The organism is Nostoc sp. CCY0012, from assembly GCF_963920855.1.
In the GTDB taxonomy this organism is placed as follows: Bacteria; Cyanobacteriota; Cyanobacteriia; order Cyanobacteriales; family Nostocaceae; genus Cyanocohniella.
Window position 1 is genome coordinate 1 of sequence record NZ_CAWUDM010000037.1, and the last position, 17,935, is coordinate 17,935.

13 protein-coding genes are annotated in these 17,935 nt (G+C 38.2%); all 13 read right to left on the reverse strand.

The window, feature by feature from the left end; genetic code table 11:
- Positions 1-54 precede the first annotated feature (54 nt).
- A complete protein-coding gene (locus ACM0OS_RS12630; protein WP_414543537.1) occupies positions 55-963 on the reverse strand; it encodes a glycosyltransferase family 2 protein in 909 nt (302 codons plus the stop codon).
- Between the two features lie 101 nt (positions 964-1,064).
- Positions 1,065-1,904, reverse strand: a complete 840-nt coding sequence (locus ACM0OS_RS12635; protein ID WP_414543538.1) for an HpsJ family protein — start codon at positions 1,902-1,904, stop codon at positions 1,065-1,067.
- A gap of 615 nt (positions 1,905-2,519) precedes the next feature.
- On the reverse strand, positions 2,520-3,164 hold the full coding sequence (locus ACM0OS_RS12640) for a TIGR04282 family arsenosugar biosynthesis glycosyltransferase (protein ID WP_414543539.1): 645 nt from the start codon (positions 3,162-3,164) through the stop codon (positions 2,520-2,522).
- A 31-nt stretch (positions 3,165-3,195) separates the two neighbouring features.
- Positions 3,196-3,840, reverse strand: a complete 645-nt coding sequence (locus ACM0OS_RS12645; RefSeq protein WP_414543540.1) for a Tfp pilus assembly protein FimT/FimU — start codon at positions 3,838-3,840, stop codon at positions 3,196-3,198.
- Positions 3,841-3,938: 98 nt separating this feature from the next.
- Positions 3,939-4,925, reverse strand: coding sequence for a hormogonium polysaccharide biosynthesis glycosyltransferase HpsE (gene hpsE / locus ACM0OS_RS12650; protein ID WP_414543541.1), 987 nt, complete (start codon positions 4,923-4,925; stop codon positions 3,939-3,941).
- Positions 4,895-5,935: a hormogonium polysaccharide biosynthesis glycosyltransferase HpsE gene (gene hpsE, locus ACM0OS_RS12655; protein ID WP_414543542.1), complete on the reverse strand. Its 1,041-nt coding sequence runs from the start codon at positions 5,933-5,935 to the stop codon at positions 4,895-4,897. The genes hpsE (ACM0OS_RS12650) and hpsE (ACM0OS_RS12655) overlap by 31 nt, the downstream gene beginning before the upstream one ends.
- 236 nt (positions 5,936-6,171) lie before the next feature.
- Positions 6,172-6,828 carry a Tfp pilus assembly protein FimT/FimU gene (locus tag ACM0OS_RS12660; protein WP_414543543.1) on the reverse strand — a complete coding sequence of 219 codons (657 nt, stop codon included), beginning with the start codon at positions 6,826-6,828 and terminating at the stop codon, positions 6,172-6,174.
- 119 nt (positions 6,829-6,947) lie between these two features.
- Positions 6,948-7,922 carry a hormogonium polysaccharide secretion pseudopilin HpsC gene (gene hpsC, locus ACM0OS_RS12665; RefSeq protein ID WP_414543544.1) on the reverse strand — a complete coding sequence of 325 codons (975 nt, stop codon included), beginning with the start codon at positions 7,920-7,922 and terminating at the stop codon, positions 6,948-6,950.
- Positions 7,923-7,965: 43 nt separating this feature from the next.
- On the reverse strand, positions 7,966-8,631 hold the full coding sequence (gene hpsB / locus ACM0OS_RS12670; protein ID WP_414543545.1) for a hormogonium polysaccharide secretion pseudopilin HpsB: 666 nt from the start codon (positions 8,629-8,631) through the stop codon (positions 7,966-7,968).
- Positions 8,632-8,736: 105 nt separating this feature from the next.
- Positions 8,737-13,446, reverse strand: coding sequence for a hormogonium polysaccharide biosynthesis protein HpsA (gene hpsA, locus ACM0OS_RS12675; protein ID WP_414543546.1), 4,710 nt, complete (start codon positions 13,444-13,446; stop codon positions 8,737-8,739).
- Between the two features lie 504 nt (positions 13,447-13,950).
- Positions 13,951-14,187, reverse strand: a complete 237-nt coding sequence (rpmB, locus tag ACM0OS_RS12680) for a 50S ribosomal protein L28 (protein WP_414543547.1) — start codon at positions 14,185-14,187, stop codon at positions 13,951-13,953.
- A 144-nt stretch (positions 14,188-14,331) separates the two neighbouring features.
- Complete coding sequence (gene htpG, locus ACM0OS_RS12685) at positions 14,332-16,329, reverse strand: molecular chaperone HtpG (RefSeq protein ID WP_414543548.1); 1,998 nt, start codon at positions 16,327-16,329, stop codon at positions 14,332-14,334.
- 237 nt (positions 16,330-16,566) lie between these two features.
- The gene (locus ACM0OS_RS12690) at positions 16,567-17,739 is read right to left on the reverse strand and encodes a glycosyltransferase family 4 protein (protein ID WP_414543549.1); all 1,173 of its coding nucleotides are present in this window, start codon (positions 17,737-17,739) and stop codon (positions 16,567-16,569) included.
- Between the last annotated feature and the right edge of the window lie 196 nt (positions 17,740-17,935).

Below are 17,935 nucleotides of genomic sequence, written 5' to 3' on the forward strand. Positions count from 1 at the left end.
GACGCAAGTCAAAGACGGGGTGAGGTCAAAAACTAGACTTGCATGTTATTTAATTTATATTCCTAACTTAGTTGTGGATTCAGAAACAGGATGATGTGCTTTTGCGGTGTTCTCTTCACCCTGAGATAAACCTATGTCTAAACTGGGTGTGGGCAGATGTTTCATTTCCCAAGCTTTTAGCAAAATCAGGTATTCGTAAAACGCCTGTAGTGTACACCAAGCCAAACCAGCGCGTCCATCTAGGCAACCCCCTAACATAAAATACATATATAGAAAGCGGAGAAAAGGCCTAGCAGGTAACCGTAAAGATAAATCTTTCAAAGCGCGGCGTTTTTCGACTTCTGTTTTACCGAGAAACAAGTCTCGCCAATTGACTTTACCTTGTTCAATTTGGTACAAAGTCTCTTTGGCTTCATCTGTAGAATAACGGTTATGTTTTTCAATCCAACGGCTTAGTCCCTTGCTACAAGTGTAGTGAGGGTAGGTTTCCTTTAAAAAACTGGTAGCCCCTTCACAAACTTCCCTTTCAGTATGACCATAATCTGTAAACCAAACTTTACCGTGGCGGAAAAGACGCATTTGGTAACGGGGATATTGGGTGCTACGGCGAATCCAATGATTCATGAACATTACCCGTTCAGCGACGTAATAGCCGATGTAGTCTGGATTTTGACTTGCCTGTACGCATTCAGCAAATAATTCTGGCGTCATGCGCTCATCAGCTTCGAGAATGTAGACCCACTCATATTTGGGAGGAATGGACTCTAGCATCCAAGTACGTTGGCGTCCGTGGCTTTCAAAGGCGTGTTGGACAGTGCGAACAGCATAGCGACTAGCGATTTCCACAGTGCGATCGCTACTGCATGAGTCTACAACAATAATGTCATCCGATAGCATCGCTGACTCAATACAAGCCGCAATATCTAGTTCTTCGTTATATGTCAGTATGTAAATAGAAAACATGTTGAAGTTTTATAAAAAATTTCCTAATTGGGGACTGGAAATAAGGAGACAAGGGGACAAGAATACTTACTCAATCCCCCATCGCCCCATATGCATGCCTTTTAACGAGCAGCTACTTTACGTTTACTACCTTGTAAAGCACCCATACTTCGTAATCCTGTCCAGCCAATGATCATGTAACCAATGGATAACAATAGACTGCTAATCCCAATTCGTAGTCCCGATCTCCAAGCGTTGTCTCTGGCTTGTTTTTGAGCTTCTTCTCGACGTTGGCGAATTTGGGTCAATCGTTGAGTTGCCAGGGCTTGCGGGTCTGTTTGTTGGGCGATAAAGGTATCTAGTTCTTGGGGATTGGCTTTAAACTTTTTAAGTAACTCTTTTTGCGCTGCGGGAATCTGAGGGTTATTCAATGCTTGTTGATATGATTGCTCGTCTTTTAGCAGTTCATTAAACTGATTTCTCGCTTGGTTTCGTAGTTGTTCTAGTTGTGCTTGGCCTTGCTCGTTATTGATTTGGGCTTGCAATTGCGATAACTGACCTTGCAATTGGTTTTCCGCCTGCTGTGCATCTTGGGCGATTTGATTGACGGTTTGAGCGCTAGCTTGCCGTACATTATTGAGGTGCAGAGGAAAAATTAGCAAGAAGATTAACCCTAAAATACTGGATAAGATGAGGACAGGAAATCTCACATTTACCGGTTGAGGGCGATCGCCATCAGCAAAACCATCCATCCAGTAGCCCACAAATAGCATTCCTATCCCCACTAAAGGCACAATACCCCGGTCTACCAATGCGGTGGCCAGGTTGATTTGCCATGACCTATCAGTGGGTTGGAAAGGCAACATCAAAATTAAAAAGTCGAGTAAAAAGGACAAAATTAAAATTATCCCTGCTACCTTGAGTGTCAGGGCAGCGTTCCCAGAAGCAAAACGGTTAGTCATAGTTTTTCAAATTTTTGGTATATCAGAGTGATTGTCCTTTTTAAAGTTACTGGAATATTGTTCCCATATTCGTTGGCTGAAACTTATTGAGAACAAAAAGCACGTGCCATACACATATATAATTTTTGTGTCTTGGTTTTAAACTACACCACGGTAGCATCTGTGATATGGGCTGTCGTCAGAAAACGCTAGGTCATTGAAGATACGCAGTAAGATGGGGGTGATGATAGAAGAAATTTGAAGAACAGACAAACAGATAAATTGAATTTGTTCCCTTAGGAACATGAATTAAATAATATGCAAGTCTAGTTTTTGACCTCACCCCGCCTTTGACTTGCGTCAAAGTCTCCCCTCTCCTTACCAAGGCTACCGTGTACACACAAGTCGTATCAAGTTGCCTAACAGTGTTTCGATCCCCCCTAGCCCCCCTTCAAAAGGGGGGAAAAGAATCAAAGTCCCCCTTTTTAAGGGGGATTTAGGGGGATCAAGCCACATTTTGCACCCAGTACAGAGATGTGTGTACACCGTAGCCTTACCAAGGAGAGGGGTTGGGGGTGAGGTTCTGTATTTTATTAAATCCACATTCCTTCGTCTTGATGTTTTAGTATCTTGTGATCATCCAATTTCCCTATTCAGGGTTTGTTCCCAAATCGGTAAATCCTCTGGCAGATCCACATCAGCCAAAGCAGGTAAGTACGTCAGTGATATTTTGAGTTTGTCAGCAATCTCCACAGTTTGTTGTAATACTTGAGAAGTTCCCCAATTGATGTTAGCGAATAATTCTGGAATTAGGCGACACAAACCAACCAAGTAATAACCACCGTCAATGGCTGGGCCAAGTACGAGATCGTAAGTGTTGAGTTTTTCAAAGGCTTGGGTAAGAATCTGAGGATTTACCCCAGGACAATCTATACCAATGATCACTACTTGTGTTGCACCAGATTGAAAGGCGTGAACAAGCGATCGCGCCATCCTATCACCCAAATCACCTTCCCCTTGAGACTGGTAAACTGAATCAGTACCCAGCCAATCTTGCATGAGTTGCAAATTACCACCTGCAAATCGGACTTCCCACGATATATCAGTTGTTTTTTGTAGTTCTTGAACCTGAAATATTGTATGTTCAGTCATCTGCCGTTGCAAATTGGCAGCACCAACGTCACCCAAAGTAGGGATGAGTCGGGTTTTGGTCTTCCCCGGTTCTGGGTAGCGAGTAAAAACAATTAAGTGCTGTTTGGCAATTTCTAATGATTTCAGCACAGAATACCTAAAGTAATTAACTTAAAATATCTTAATAGCAATACTTGCTGTCTTTATTAGCTTTTTTATGATCTTTGCCTGTTCGCATAGCCCCTAAAATCGTAGAAATGTAGACACAACGCTGCGCTTTAGAACTATTTTGACCGTAAAACGTTATTTGCCCTAGTGTTCTTAATGATGTATTGGTACATTCATCTTCAACTTTGTATACAGGACAACCTTGATAGTTAAATAGTACTCGCCATATCGGTTGTGATGATTGTTTAGGTAAGGTTGTTTCGGATTTATCTTTGTCGTTTCTTTGTTGATAGATGCGAATATTTGGATGTAATCCATGCCATAAGCTATCATTATTTCTCACAGCATCAGGAAGAAAATTAGCCCCTTCTGCTTTATGAACAGTCCACTGTACAATTCCGTTTCGTTCACGTAAGCTAAATTGCCAGGTGGATTTTTCTTTAGTGGCTTGGCTTTGAGCTTGACGGATAGCACTGTATACTTCACCTTGGGCAGTGTTAAGGCGCTGAATATCCACAAAAGTCAACCAACTAGGTGCAGCTAACCCGCCCAATATACCAATTAATACAACAGTGACTAATACCTCTAGTAGCGTGAAGCCACTATCATCGTGATGATTAAATAAATTTTTGGGATTCAGTAAATATGGTAAATGCACCGGAAATAATTTTAATTCAAAATAGGCAGATAAAGCTTGAAGCTTTTTGGATATCTATCTTTACAATGAAATGACTCAATTCAAATATTTCATAACTTTTAATTTTTTAAATAAAAGCTATTAATCCAACATTTTAAACAATAAAAAGGACTCATCATACTAGCCAAATAAAACTGCATTTCAAACCGCAAAGTTATATCATTACTTAAATAATTTTTATTTTTCATAAAATGTTGTAACACTCGACGTAAATTTCCTAGAAGAGTTTTTATTAAAATTATTGGTTTTTCCCAATATTTAGCATTGATCAAACGTAGCTGAAAAACACAAAGTCCACAGCCACGAGCCAGTGTTAATAAGTAATCTCTTTCAAATCGCCAATGTGGTATTTGATGATTAATATGCATGGCGGGATTATACAAAATTTTCCAGCCTGCCTTGTGTATATAAAGTAATGCCTCATAATCGTCACCCTGCACAAATAAGCCCGGCAGTTTTCCACGCAAATTAGGTTTAGCTGGAACGGATTCACACCATGCTTGTTTACGAACAACAAGCCCCGCCCCAGGAGGTAATCTTAAATTATCTGGATCAAACAAGTGTGTTGGAGAACCATATTCTCTAATTGCTAAAAAAGATTGAATTTTTTTAAAATCTTGAGGTGGTTTAACTTCATATTCACCATGAATTTGACCACTCCAAGCACCAGCTTCAGGATGTTCTTTACCAAAATTATAAGCTGCTGTCACCCAATCAGTTGCTGGTACGTTATCATCATCTATGAAGGCAATAAACTCGCCACTAGCTTCACTTACAGCCCGATGACGTGCAAAGGGAATTCCTTGCTTTTTTTCCAGAAAATACTTGATTTGAAAATCAGTATTATGACTTGCTTGATAAGTCCGAATCAACTCAAAAGTTTTGTCAGAACTATTATTGTCAATAATAATTATTTCCCAGGTTATTTGTTCTAATCCAGTCTGCATCAAAAGCTGATCTAAAACTTTGGGTAAGCGCTCCAACCCATTATATGTAGGGATAGCTACAGTAAAATCTAAAGATATATCTTTAATTGATTTTTCCATTTTAATTCCCACCAATTATGTGTATAAGTATGATTTTTTTGTTTAAGTAACCAAGAATTTAAATATATGATTTTTAACAAAAAAAATGGACTGAGAAAACTACTAACTAATAATTCAAATTCACAAGCCCTAATTAAATCTTTTTTAACAGCACTTTTATATTTGAGTGCGTATAATATGATTTTACGTAAATCATTCATCAAATATACCAGACTTGCCAGAGGTCTTTTCCAAGGTCTAGTTCTTAGCATACGTAGGTGATGTTTACTTAAGCCAACGCAACGAAATAAACTAATTAAGTGTTGCTTTTGTAATCGCCAGGCAGGAATTTGATGGTACACGTGCATTTCTGGGTTATACCAAATTTCCCAACCACCTAACTGAATATGTAGTACAGCTTCTAAATCTTCACTGGCTAAACCAGCATCTCTACCTTTATGATTTAAAATCAAATTCTTAGGAACTGTTTTCTCCCATGCTTGTTTGCGAACTACTAAACCTGCTCCTGGTGGCAGTATTTTCATTTGTAGCTTGTATTGATGAGGATCATTACCACGTTCAGTAATGGCTAAAAAACAAGCTATTTTCTCAAAATTTTCTGGTGGTTCTACTTCATATTCACCATGAATTTGACTCCCATAAGCTCCAACAAGCGGGTGCTGTTCACCAAAACTATAAGCGGCTGCTACCCATGTGGGTGCTGGATAATTATCATCGTCGAGAAAACCTATTAATTTACCAGAAGCCACTTCCACAGCCTTATTTCTGGCATACGCTGCTCCCTGCTGAGGTTCAAAGCAATACTTTAAAGGATAAGGACAATTCCAATTTTCTTGATAGCTTTTAACAACTTGAGCTGTATTATCGTTGCTGTTATTATCTACAATAATGATTTCCCAAGAAAGGTTTTCAATGTGAAGTTGATTTCGCAGTCTTTCTAGTAGCCCAGGTAAAAGATTTGCACCGTTGTAGGTCGGTATAGCTACCGTAAAATCAATCTTTTCAGTCATAGCGGGTAAGTTGAATTTAGTTGGATTTAAATTAAAACTTTCTTATCTCACCCTAATAATATTAAAAATGCGGTGGGGTAGAATTTATTACTATTTTTTGAGTAGCAAGCCAATATATAAATGCTATATACAACTAAAAAACTGCTCCTCATATTTCAATTTTGCTATCAAGGAGCAGCTTTATGTACCGTGTTTATACTGTTTTTATTATGTTGTTTTAGCAAATGAAAATTAACTTAACCACATTGACCGTCTTTTTCTGTGAGCATTGAGCCTAATAAGGTTTTAATAATGACACATCGTTTCACATTACTGGGAGTAGTCGTCCCTCCTTGAGGTATGGCTACTACAACTTTTAAATCTATATCAGAAGCATTATTATTAGCTTTAGGTGCTAAATTGCCCATGTAATCGAAAGTAATTGTTTGTGGTGCATCTGCGTTGTAGTTAGAAGCATAGTTAATAGAAGCAGCAATACTATTTCTATGATTTAGATTTGTGCCTAACAGTATTTGTTCCGGTTTAATATCCAAATCCCTGCCTAAATTACGCCAATCGTTTGTATTTGGTGTTGTTGTACCTTGATAAACTGCTATTTGGGGAATATTACTTTCGGTTTTAAAACTCACACTGTAATTAAGTTTTGTCCTTCTAGCTTCTCGCTGTGCTTCCTGTAGTGCTGCTAAAACAACATCATTAGCTTTATTTAACCGTTGTCTATTGACAAAACCCAACCATCCTGGAGCTGCGATCGCAGATAAAACCGCTATCATGACCACCACCACCAACATCTCAATTAGAGTGAATCCAGCATTTTTTTGAGTACTTTGAGCTGAGTATTTTATTCTTTTATGAATTTCTTTGAATTTTTTATCTAAAATTAGACTATGCATACCGATATTTTACCTTACTAAAAAAACAAAAACAAAGCTTAACCAAATGTTGGAAAAGCGTAATTAAAAAGTTTCAAATACTCCAAGATGATTGATGATTCTAAATAACCAATATTGATTTAATTCGTAAACAAAAACCCGAGTCCTTGTATTCTTGTACTTACTTGAGGAAAATAGGTGGTTCTATTTTGATCAAAATCAATATTATTGTTTTGTAAACGAGCAAGAGCATTACCTCGTAAGTAAATTTCTGCTACATTACTAGATGCATCTACACAAACATAAAATCCTCGTGTTCTTACATTATCTGTTGCTACGGCATCCCCACTACCAGAAAACTGGGGTACTAGCTGACCTATAGAACAAATTGGTTCTAGATTGGTCGAATTATTTATAATAGTTTGATCTACATAGTCAACAAGAGGCAAAATTTGTTGTGTATAGTTTTCCAAAGGTTTCTTTTTCCAACTATTCATTTTAGTCTGAAGAGTGCCGTCATTAGATAAATCAAATAATTGAAATCCAGAGTCTCTAGTGCTATTTTTTTCAGTTTCAGTTTGACCATAACCGTTATTAATTTGAAATCTGCCAATTCGTGCTGCATTCGACCAACTAGCATTATCATCTTTAATTAAATAATAAGCTATCAAAGAATAAACAAATGTATCATCTTTACCGAGAATAATATCATTGTTATCTTCATCTTTACCATCTTTTATTGATAGTCCTTGTGAAATGAACTGCCGCTTCCAAAAGACAAGTACTGGAAAAAAGTTTTTTTTATCATCTGTAGAAGATTTAGGAAGTTCATTTCTGATAGCAGCTATACCATCAGCATCATAAACATATACTGCTTGTTGCAAGTCTCGTGTAATATAGTCGAGTGCTGCTTTAATTTCCTGCTCAGTATTTGCCTTAGCTTGTTCTTTACGATCATTGTCGAGAATATTAATCATAAATCCCAGCAAAGGTGTGATTATAAGAGAAGCTATCAAAACTGCAACTAGCAATTCTATCAGTGTAAATCCATGATTCTTGTGTTTTAAAGTAATTTCTTTTTGCTGATTATTTAAAAGCCATTGAAACAGTTTCATAATGATATATTTTCCTTGAAATTATATATATGCCATTTAATATTTATGGTTGACAATTTGATTCCTCGTTATCTTCATCTTCCAAACGATCGCAGAAATCACTAAAATTTGTAGTTTCAGTTGTTATTTCTGTTGTCAATTCAACTAGTGGCGATTTTCGCTCCCCTAATCCTCCAGTAAAAGTCATTTGTTTATTAGGTGCTGTTTTCAGTGCGCCGCCGTCACTAGCAAATCCATCTGACCTATAGACACGCACCCCTAATTGGTAACCTTTAGCAGCTTCAGTTGAGTCTTGGTTATATCTAAATGCTTGAATTACAAAGTTTCTAGTATTTGTTGTGGTACAGTTAGTGCCATCAAGAGAAACACAATACAAATTTGTAGCAGGTGCAGTACAGTAATTATTAGCATTACAAGTTAAGCTTCCTACAGCAGGAGCATCATAGTCATCTAAACTATCTTCATCTCCTGTAATTGGGTTTGTAGGGGGCAGAATTGATTTTGATCTAACACCCTCAACGTAAGTTTTAGCTGCGTCCGATGCTAACTCAATGCGCCTTGCTTGTACGCGTGTCCCTACAGATAAAATAATCACAGGTGCGATCGCAGCTAATAAAATACTAGTAACAACAATCGCTACCAATGACTCGATGATGGTAAAACCTGACTGATTAGATGTGGATGTTTGCCACTGTTTATGGTGAATCATATTCGTTGTAGCTTAAATTACACTAGCGGATTACCTGAAATATCAATAAATTTCATGGTGAGCGCTCTAGCGTTGAGGAACTCACCATAAGTTCACTATTGGATATTAAGAACAGTTACCACGTTGGTCGTCACTAATAGCGTATTCAAAATCGTCGCCATATAAGGTACTGGGAGCAGGGCTATAGCCACCACCTTCTTGCGCTGCACATAACAAAGTTTTTATCCAAGTATCGTCTCGAGCTACTTCTCTGAAAAATTCGTTAGGCTCGTTTGTGGCAGGTGCGGTAAATCGTTGAGAGAACAAGTCAGGTAACTGGGTAAGCAAGGCTACGTCATAACCCCAGAGACGGTTAGGAGCGTTATAGAAAGGTGAACGACCACCAGTTACACTAGTTCTGTAAATTTGCGGTTGTCCGAGGATTTGCCCATTTGGGCTACCAGTTGCAATCAGAGTTTGCCAAGGAGCGGTTGCATAGCTACTGCGTTTAAATTGAATGAAAGAACCAGAAGCTGTATGATTTATACCGTTCCAATTTTCTAAGTAACGTACAAAGTTTTCTAAACCACCATTAGATTCACCAACATCTGAGTTTGGTGGACGTGCGGGAGTATTCCCTTGAGCAAAGACTAGATTGGTTTCGGTTGCTGTGGCATGTTGCATCCAAAAACCTGTAGTTGGATCTGCTGCATTTCCACCAGTGCCTAAAGTAATTGTATTTGCTGCTGGTGATAAGAAGGGATATTGAATTTGCAGTACTGGTACTAATAAAGGCTGGTCTATTTTCCGAGTGTTAGTCAATACTGCTTGATTTTCAATCCATAAAGGATGATCATGACCATAGTTAGCTGTACCAGTATTATCTGTATTACTTGTTTTAAACCACAAAGCTTTGTAGTGACGTCTTGGTTTGTTGCTAGAGCTATATGCTGAGAAGGAAACGCCATTTATAGAATGAGTATCAAACGGATAGTATCTTACTTGACCTAAATTCTCTGTGGCTAATGTAGTAGAATTTGTGATGCTGTTATTACCACCTATGATTCCTAAAGGAATTGGTCTATTACTACTAGAGAATATTAAGTTACCGCTAGTAGCATCTCGTAAGAAAGCAACTCTGCGTGGAAAGTGTCGATCTGTTGGATTTAATGCAGGTCTGGCTGTGGTACCAGCACCGAGTTTATTAACGGTAAAGGTGGTGTCATTTGGTAGTATGCGGTTTGCTCCTGAATCAATTGCTTTGTAAGTCCAATCAATATTAATGTTAAGAGGGTCACCACCTGCATCATAACCAACTACCCAATCACTAGGTTGACAGGTTGTAACTATTGGTTTGCGGCAAATTTCCATAGCATATTCAGGAAATGCCCCTCGACGCTGGACTGGGGTAACAAAGTTATTGAAGTAAGAACTATCCACACGCGCAGGAAGATCGGTATTACCTGAGTAGTAGCTGTCTAAGTAATCTACACTAGAGCTACGATTATTGACAAAGTTGTTATCCCAAAAACCATTTAACCTAGTTGCAATAGTTGAAGTTATGTTGCTTTCAACCATATTAACAGCAGCATCATCTTGATCACCATCATTATTAAGGTCAATCTTAATAACCCGTTCATCTAGTGTGTTTGGTGTTGTAGCAGATAATGTGGTTTCAATATTGCCATCACCATTTAAGTCATAACCTATGGGATAACTACCATAATTGTCATTCAGGTCGTAATCACCGTCTCGGCGGTAACCTCGCTGGAAATCATTTGACAAAACAGTAATCGCATCAGCAAGTATAGATGCTGGTCGCCAAGTTTCACCAGTATCACAGCTAGAAAACTGATCCTTGCGACAGGCAAAATTAGGATCAAGGTTTTTACGTTCATAAAAATCATCACCCCAAGTATTTAGTTCTGTGAACTCTTCTTTGGTGTGTAAGTTGAAATTTCCTTTGATGTAAACTGGCAAGTCAGATGCTAAAATAAGACCCTTTTCTTCAGCCTTATAGGTAGCGTTACGGCTTAAGTCACTGCCATTAATCAGCATGATACCGTTGGGGCGACGAGTTGGATCTAGTTTAAAGTCAGTCTCGCTTACCGATTTACTGGTGTCGCTTTCATCAGGAAGTGCATCATCACGAGTGGCATATATAATTCCGCTATTGGGGAATAAAAATTCTCCACCTGTCTTGGATTTTGTTCTCAACAAATCTAAATCTAAAACGGTGGCACGGATTTCTAATGGCTGACGTAGCTCTACATCCAAATCATAGTTTTTGGAACCGTAAACCCTATCAATTGCTTTTATCTGCCTTGCATCCAAAAAAGCAGTTTCTTTAATAGCGTCGTTAGGAACAGCCGTTTCTGTAGCAGTGCCAATGGTAGTATCTAGAATTTTCAAAGCACACATGGCAGAATCAACCGCCGACTGTTGTGAAAGGGTCAGAGGTTTGGCTGGAGTAGCATTAATATTTGCTAAAGCATCTTTTAATGGTTCGTTGACCCAGCGTCCATTGGGATATTGTAACTGTGCTTGATAGTTCAGCACTGGTTCATAACCTGTTATGGCAAGAGAAGAAGCTGGATAGGCAATACCGTTATTAGAAGCATTGGCTGTAGTTTCAGTGGTAGGGTCATAGAAACTGCTGACACAAGCTATGGGCGATTGATAGTTTGACGGTGTTTTAGGATCGTAGAAGTCATCTTGGTAGTGATAAACTGCTGTAGCCCGCATCTGTAGATATGGTGTTTTATCGCTGGGCAAACCCTGAAGAGCAGTAGTAATTCCTGTTGGCATATAATCTGGCCAAATCTTATCTGTAACCGCAAGATCGGCATTTAATTCAACAGCGGTACTACTAGGAATACGACCAGTAGGCAAATAAATTCCCGCACCTGTGACAACTCGCAAACCACCGACTACATCTAAAGGCCCATCGGGTTTTTGTGCTGCTGATCTTTCCCAAAAGCCATCCCGATTGGTAACGCCTAAGTTATCTAGTTGGTAAGCTTGGGAGAAACGTTTACGAGCATTAGTATTGTTATCCCATTGTCTACCGGAAATTGTTTGTCCTTCACCTGGTGAACTAACAAACTTACTGCCGTCGTACCATAATTCTGGCATATTGTTGCCAACCAAAACGCGATCGCCCAATCGGTCTTCTTTGCCAGCTTTTAATTGTATTGCTGGGTCTGTAGCAGATAGATGAAGTTTGTTTCCAGTACCCGTTTTAATACCTATCTCAGCATAACCAGTTTCCGTTGTACCATCACCTGGAGCGAAGGGAAACACCCATGCATCCACTGGTCTGAGAGAATTACCACTTCCCTCAAGAGGAGTTGTTGTATTGTAATCAGTACCTCCAGTTCGATGAAGTGCATCACTACCAAAAGAAATTTCTGCAAAGGGAACACGCCGTGTCCGTTTTCTGAAGTAAACCGTTAGCTTTTCGTTGCGTACTTCAGTAGGATCTTTGGTAGGATTAAGAACTAATTCACGTTGAATTTCTTCTTGCACTTCATCTGGAAGATCCGTATTATTTGGATAAGTTGTATTTGTGATGTTTACTAATTTATCAATTCTTTTAGCATAAGCTTCATCATTGTAAGCTGCTGTACTACCATGAGTAGCTGTAGGTACAGTCTTATTTGCGTTACTAATATTGGCACTACTTAAAGTAAGATTATCGACATCATAATCTTTATTGAACAAGTCTACTCTCACATTATCACCGCCACTAGTTTCATTAACGCGGCTATTTATTACATTACCTGCAACAACAATTTTGCTATTTTCTTCTGTGTAATAACAAGATTTAGGACTACTGACTAAATAAAATCTGATGTCACTACCATTTTTTCTGGTCAGCAGATTGCCATTAGTAAAAATACGTCCATTCAGATTTAAACCTGCTCCAGGAGAAATTTCTAAATCGTCTTCATATATAACTGCATTATTAGCAAGTGGAATTCGTTCCCGGTCTTGCTGATATTCTAAAGCTGCGAAACCTCTGTTACCTGTGAATGTCTCGTATTTAGTAGCATCTAGTCCAGCTATATTTGTAATGGGTACTGTAGCAGTATGAATAAAAATACTTCTTTTCAACTTACTACCGACCTTATACCAACCTTGACTACTTACCAAGTTGGCACTAGTAGCAATATCACTCTGACATTGACTTCCAGAAGCACCTTCGTCCATTGGTTGCGCTCTGGCCTCTAAAGCACTCCTCGCTCTAGTACTAGTGGGAGTCCGAAAGTAAATACCATATATTGTATAACTATCAAATTTGCCGTCATTATCAGTATCAACAGGGTACTTCCAGGCTGTCTTAAGAGTTTCTTCGTCTTGAATACCTGTTGTACCATTAAACTCTTTGACAACTTTCAACTGTGTTTCGTCACCAAAAGTAAATTGGTTTATATTGCCTTCGATAACTTGAGTTAATGATAAATCTGACGGTGTTGAACGTGGTAATCTAGGGTCTTGAAATAACTGATTAATCTTCGCTTTAGCTCTATCCATTGCCGGAGCAGCTGCTTTAAGTACAACTTCATTTACCCTGACATTGTTGGCATTTTTAGCGCGCTCGAAAGAACGAAATAAAATTGCTGTTGTCAGTAGTACCACTACTATCGACACCATTACCACTGTTGGTAACACAAAACCCGCATTTGCAGAATTTTGTCGTCTTTTGGTAATAAATAAAGTTCGTAATAGCCAAATAATTTTTTTGTTAATCGCAGATAAAAATTTCTTACTAATCTGACTAAATTGTTTGGCAATTTTTCTGATTGTCTTGACTAGCTGGCGGTTTAGAGACATAAACGATCTCCTGTCAAGTGATTTTTAAACAACGGTTTATCTTTTTTGGTATGGGGAAGAAACTTTGTAAATTCAATTATTCAACAAAATAAGTAATTACCCTATTTAACTAACTCCCAAACACAGAATCAATTCATAAAAAACATTGTTTTCTTTATAACATTTATTAAGTTTGGATGATTTACAGAAAATACTGATTTTTTCAAATTATTTACTTCACCACACTTTAATAAACTTGGTCTTGCTCCTACGTAATTTTATTGAAGCTAATGTGAGCAGAATAAATTTATATTACCCATTAATAAAAAAAACATATCAGGGCGGTACAAAATCATATAGCAGCCCTAAATCGTTTGTGAAAAACTAAATTCCCGACTTTTTGAAGAAGCCAGAAAGATGGAAAATTAAAAACCTCCCCATTTCGGGGAGGCTGCTGGAGTAAATATTCTCTTACAGGTAAATACTGAGAAATTAAGTTTGGCAGTCTATACCTTGTTCAAAAGTTTAGTAATGATTCAGATTAATTCCAGCTTCTTTGGCCATTGCTTCTAAGCCTTTAGTTTCTAAACTTTTGATGGCTTTAGTAGACAGCTTCATTCTTACCCAGCGATTTCCACCAGCCCACCAAACACGCTTGTTTTGCAGATTGGCGTGCTGTAGGCGTTTGGTACGGCGGTGAGAGTGAGAAATTGCAAAGGCGTTATTTGCCTTTTTACCAGTTAATTCACAGCGGCGAGACATAGCAACTATCTCCAGATGACTATTTGAATACAACCTTTCTATTTTAGTCCTATCAGGACTTAGCTGTTTGGGGCAACTAGAAGTCGCTACTACACAACCAAAGTCTACCTGTGTGGACTAAAAAACATCATGAAGTTAGCTGTTTTATTTGCTGGCTTGTTCTGTCAGCTTAGTAAGCACATCATTTGAGCGCTCGACAAAAGATTTCATCCCTTCAGCGTCAAATCCTTTTTGGGACATTAGCGCTAAATCGTAAACGTGTTGACAAATCATCGTCACTAACTGATCTGTCGATGACTGACCATCACCCTGAATAATACTGCCTTGGCTAAGGTTGGTGAGGTTTTGAATTAGGGGATGCGCTGTATTTACCAGCAAGATATGGTCTTCGGGAAACTCTGCGTTCTGCTGCTGCATCATGGCGTTCATTTCTCGCAGACGGCGAAGAATTTCTGGTAACAGTACCATTGCTGGTGGTGTTCCTTGGGGATCGTCTGATTTTAAGGATTCAGTACGGATGTTAACTTTGGGTTTGTTGAGAGATTTTTCAAATAACTCTTTGATGACCTCACTCTTGGTTTTGTTGGTTTTGGGGTCAACTATTTCCCCGGTTTTGTCTTGATCTAGTAGGGTGTTATCTAAATCTGAGTCTACCCGCGTAAATTTGACATCCGAATATTCCCGTTCGAGGAAGTTGATAAAGTGGGTATCGATGAAGGAGTCCATAAACAGGACTTCTAAGCCTTGGTTTTTGTGTAGTTCTATATAAGTAGCTTGGCTCGCTTCATCGGTACTGTAGATCACCCGGTTTTCGTGCCGTTCTTTGTTACGTTCTAAGTATTCTTTCAGGGTTGTATATGGGGCGTGGGAAGTGGGGGATTCGGGGGAAGGTGTGACATCTTGCCAAACATCCTCTTCACTCGATTGAACTTGAACAGAAGGACTTTCACTATTCCCTACTCCCGATTCCTTACTAACTTCTGGTTTCGCTGTGGTGCGGAAGATGATGATATCTTCGATTTGTTTTTTAAATTTTTCGTCGTTGAGAACACCAAATTTTACAAATGTGCCGAGGTCTTTCCAAGCGCTGATGTATTGTTCACGGTTGTCGCGGTACAATTCTTTGAGGCGATCGCCTACTTTCTTGGCTATATAATCGCCGATTTTGCGGACTGTGCGATCGCCTTGCAATGCACTACGAGACACATTCAAAGGAATATCGCTACTATCAATCACACCGCGCATGGGCGTGAGAAATTGGGGAATAATTTCTTCGCAGTTGTCGCTAACAAAAACTTGGTTGCAAAATAGCTTGATTTGCCCTTTAGTCACATCCACATCGGGGCGCATTTTGGGAAAATACAAAATCCCGTTGATGATAAAGGGATAATCAGTATTTAAATGCACCCATAACAGAGGTTCTTCCTGAAATGGGTATAAGTATCGGTAAAATTCTAAGTAATCTTCTTGACTCAGGTTACTAGCAGACTCCCGCCAAGGTGCTTTTTGCTGGTTTAATACTTCACCTTCCAGTTTGATGGGTACTGGCATGAAGTCGCAGTAAGTCTTGACAAGATTCTTAATCCGTGCAGCTTCTAAAAATTCCTCTTCCTCTCCTTGGAGGGTAAGAGTAATAGTAGTACCACGAGTAGTGCGGCTAGACTCTTCTAAAGTAAACGCAGGAGAACCATCACAACTCCAGTGGACAGCTTGTGCGCCTTCTCGATATGAGAGAGTATCAATTTCTACTTTCTGCGCCACCATAAAGGAGGAGTAGAAACCTAAACCAAAGTGACCGATAATCGGTTGATCTGATTTACCTTCATATTTGTGAATAAATTCTTCGGCACTAGAGAAAGCTACCTGATTGATATATTTCTTAACTTCCTCTGCTGTCATCCCAATGCCATTATCGGTGATGGAAAGGGTTTTTTTATCTTTGTCGATAGCAATTTGGATTTCCGGTTCACCTGTGTCTCCCGCAAATTCTCCAGCGCGGGATACCATATTCAGCTTTTGGATGGCATCTACAGCGTTGGATACCAATTCCCGCAAGAAGATTTGGTGATCTGAGTACAGGGACTTCTTGATAATTGGGAAAATATTCTCAGTATGAATACTGATGGTGCCTTGTTCTAGCATAGTGTGTGATTAAATAAAATCTCTCATTGAGGATTTTAATGGCAGAACTGATGCGATCGCTACCCTTAAAGGGTTTGTTTGCCCCCAAAAGATGATTCGGATTTCCCTACTCGATCCATTTAATATAATAGTATTCAAATTAACTTCTAATTATGTAGCCACTAATGCCGGAAACTACAAATATTTATAATTCACGGAAGTTTATTTTTTGGACAATTGTGTATTTATTGTTTAATATCATATTAATTCTTGAAATATTTTTTTTGCTGTTTCACCAGCTATTGACCAATTTAAACGAGTTATATATTCATTAAATGATGCCAGAGCTAAATTTTCATATTTTTGATAGTCCGTGAGATAATTTGCTATATAGTTACAGTAATCTGTAATATCAGCGTCTACTGGAAAAGTTTTACCATTTACATCATTTCTAATGATAGTAGGGATACCTGCTATATCAGTAGTTAGGCAAGGAACGCCAAATGCATTTGCTTCAATTAATACGTTAGGAGTTACATCCGCTTGAGTAGGCAAAATTAAAAAATGAGAGTCACTAAGTAGATTATAAAAATATTTCTTCCCTTCAACGGAAGATTTGTTGATATATCCTAAAGGTTTCACGAAATCTGGCATATTTTCTCTTAGTTTTGGCAAGTCACCTATTAATTTTAATTCAATATTAAATCCTTGTTTTTTTAATTCTTTACTTATTTCTAAAGCAACGTTCCCGCCTTTTCTATTCCAATCTACCCCGATAAAAATAAATTTATAAATATCTGTACCTCTTGATTTGATCAAAAATTTAATATCCTTAATGGTTCTGTCTGATTGTAATTCTAGATTTGCTCCTCTAGGAATTACTTTAATTTTATTCGCATTCAAATTATAAATTTGTGTAGCCTGTTTAGCAGACCACTCTGAGGAAAAAATAGCTAAACTGCATTTATTTAAAGCCGATTGTTCTATTAAATGAATATTTTTTCTTGTTTCTTGACAAATGTTACTTAAGTAGGGGTAAACATCAATAAGTGCGGCTAAAACTGTATCCAACCAAAGAACCATTGGTTTTTGATAATCTAGGTAGGCTACAGGTGCAGCCCCTTCTGTGCATAAGATTATATCTGCATCTAGATTAGACAATTGTTTGCGGATTTGTTTTGCATAATCTTTACCAATTATTGGTTCAGCCCATCTATAATAATCTTTATGATAAAAATATCTATAAAAGCTCCATTTACTTCTAGTTAACCAAGAATAAGTCTTTTTAAAATTCCCTACTTGATCAATAGATATTCCCTGATTAACTAGAGTTTTAAATATATATTGATTGGAACCGTAATTACCCATATCATATTTTTTCCAACCAGATTTATTGAGAAGATCATAGGTAGTTACATAAGCTAATTTCATAAGCATTACCTTAGTGATTATTTGAAAAAATTTTTTAGACTCAAGGGTTGCAGTCTCATTAGTCCTGTTCTGGTTTACAGGACAGGTGATGACATAAATACAGGAATTACGTAACCAACCACGTATTTTCGTCATTGTGACCCTAGGGAGGCAATCTCAAAGCCTTGATTTTCGTAGCGAGTGCGTAAGTCCTAAA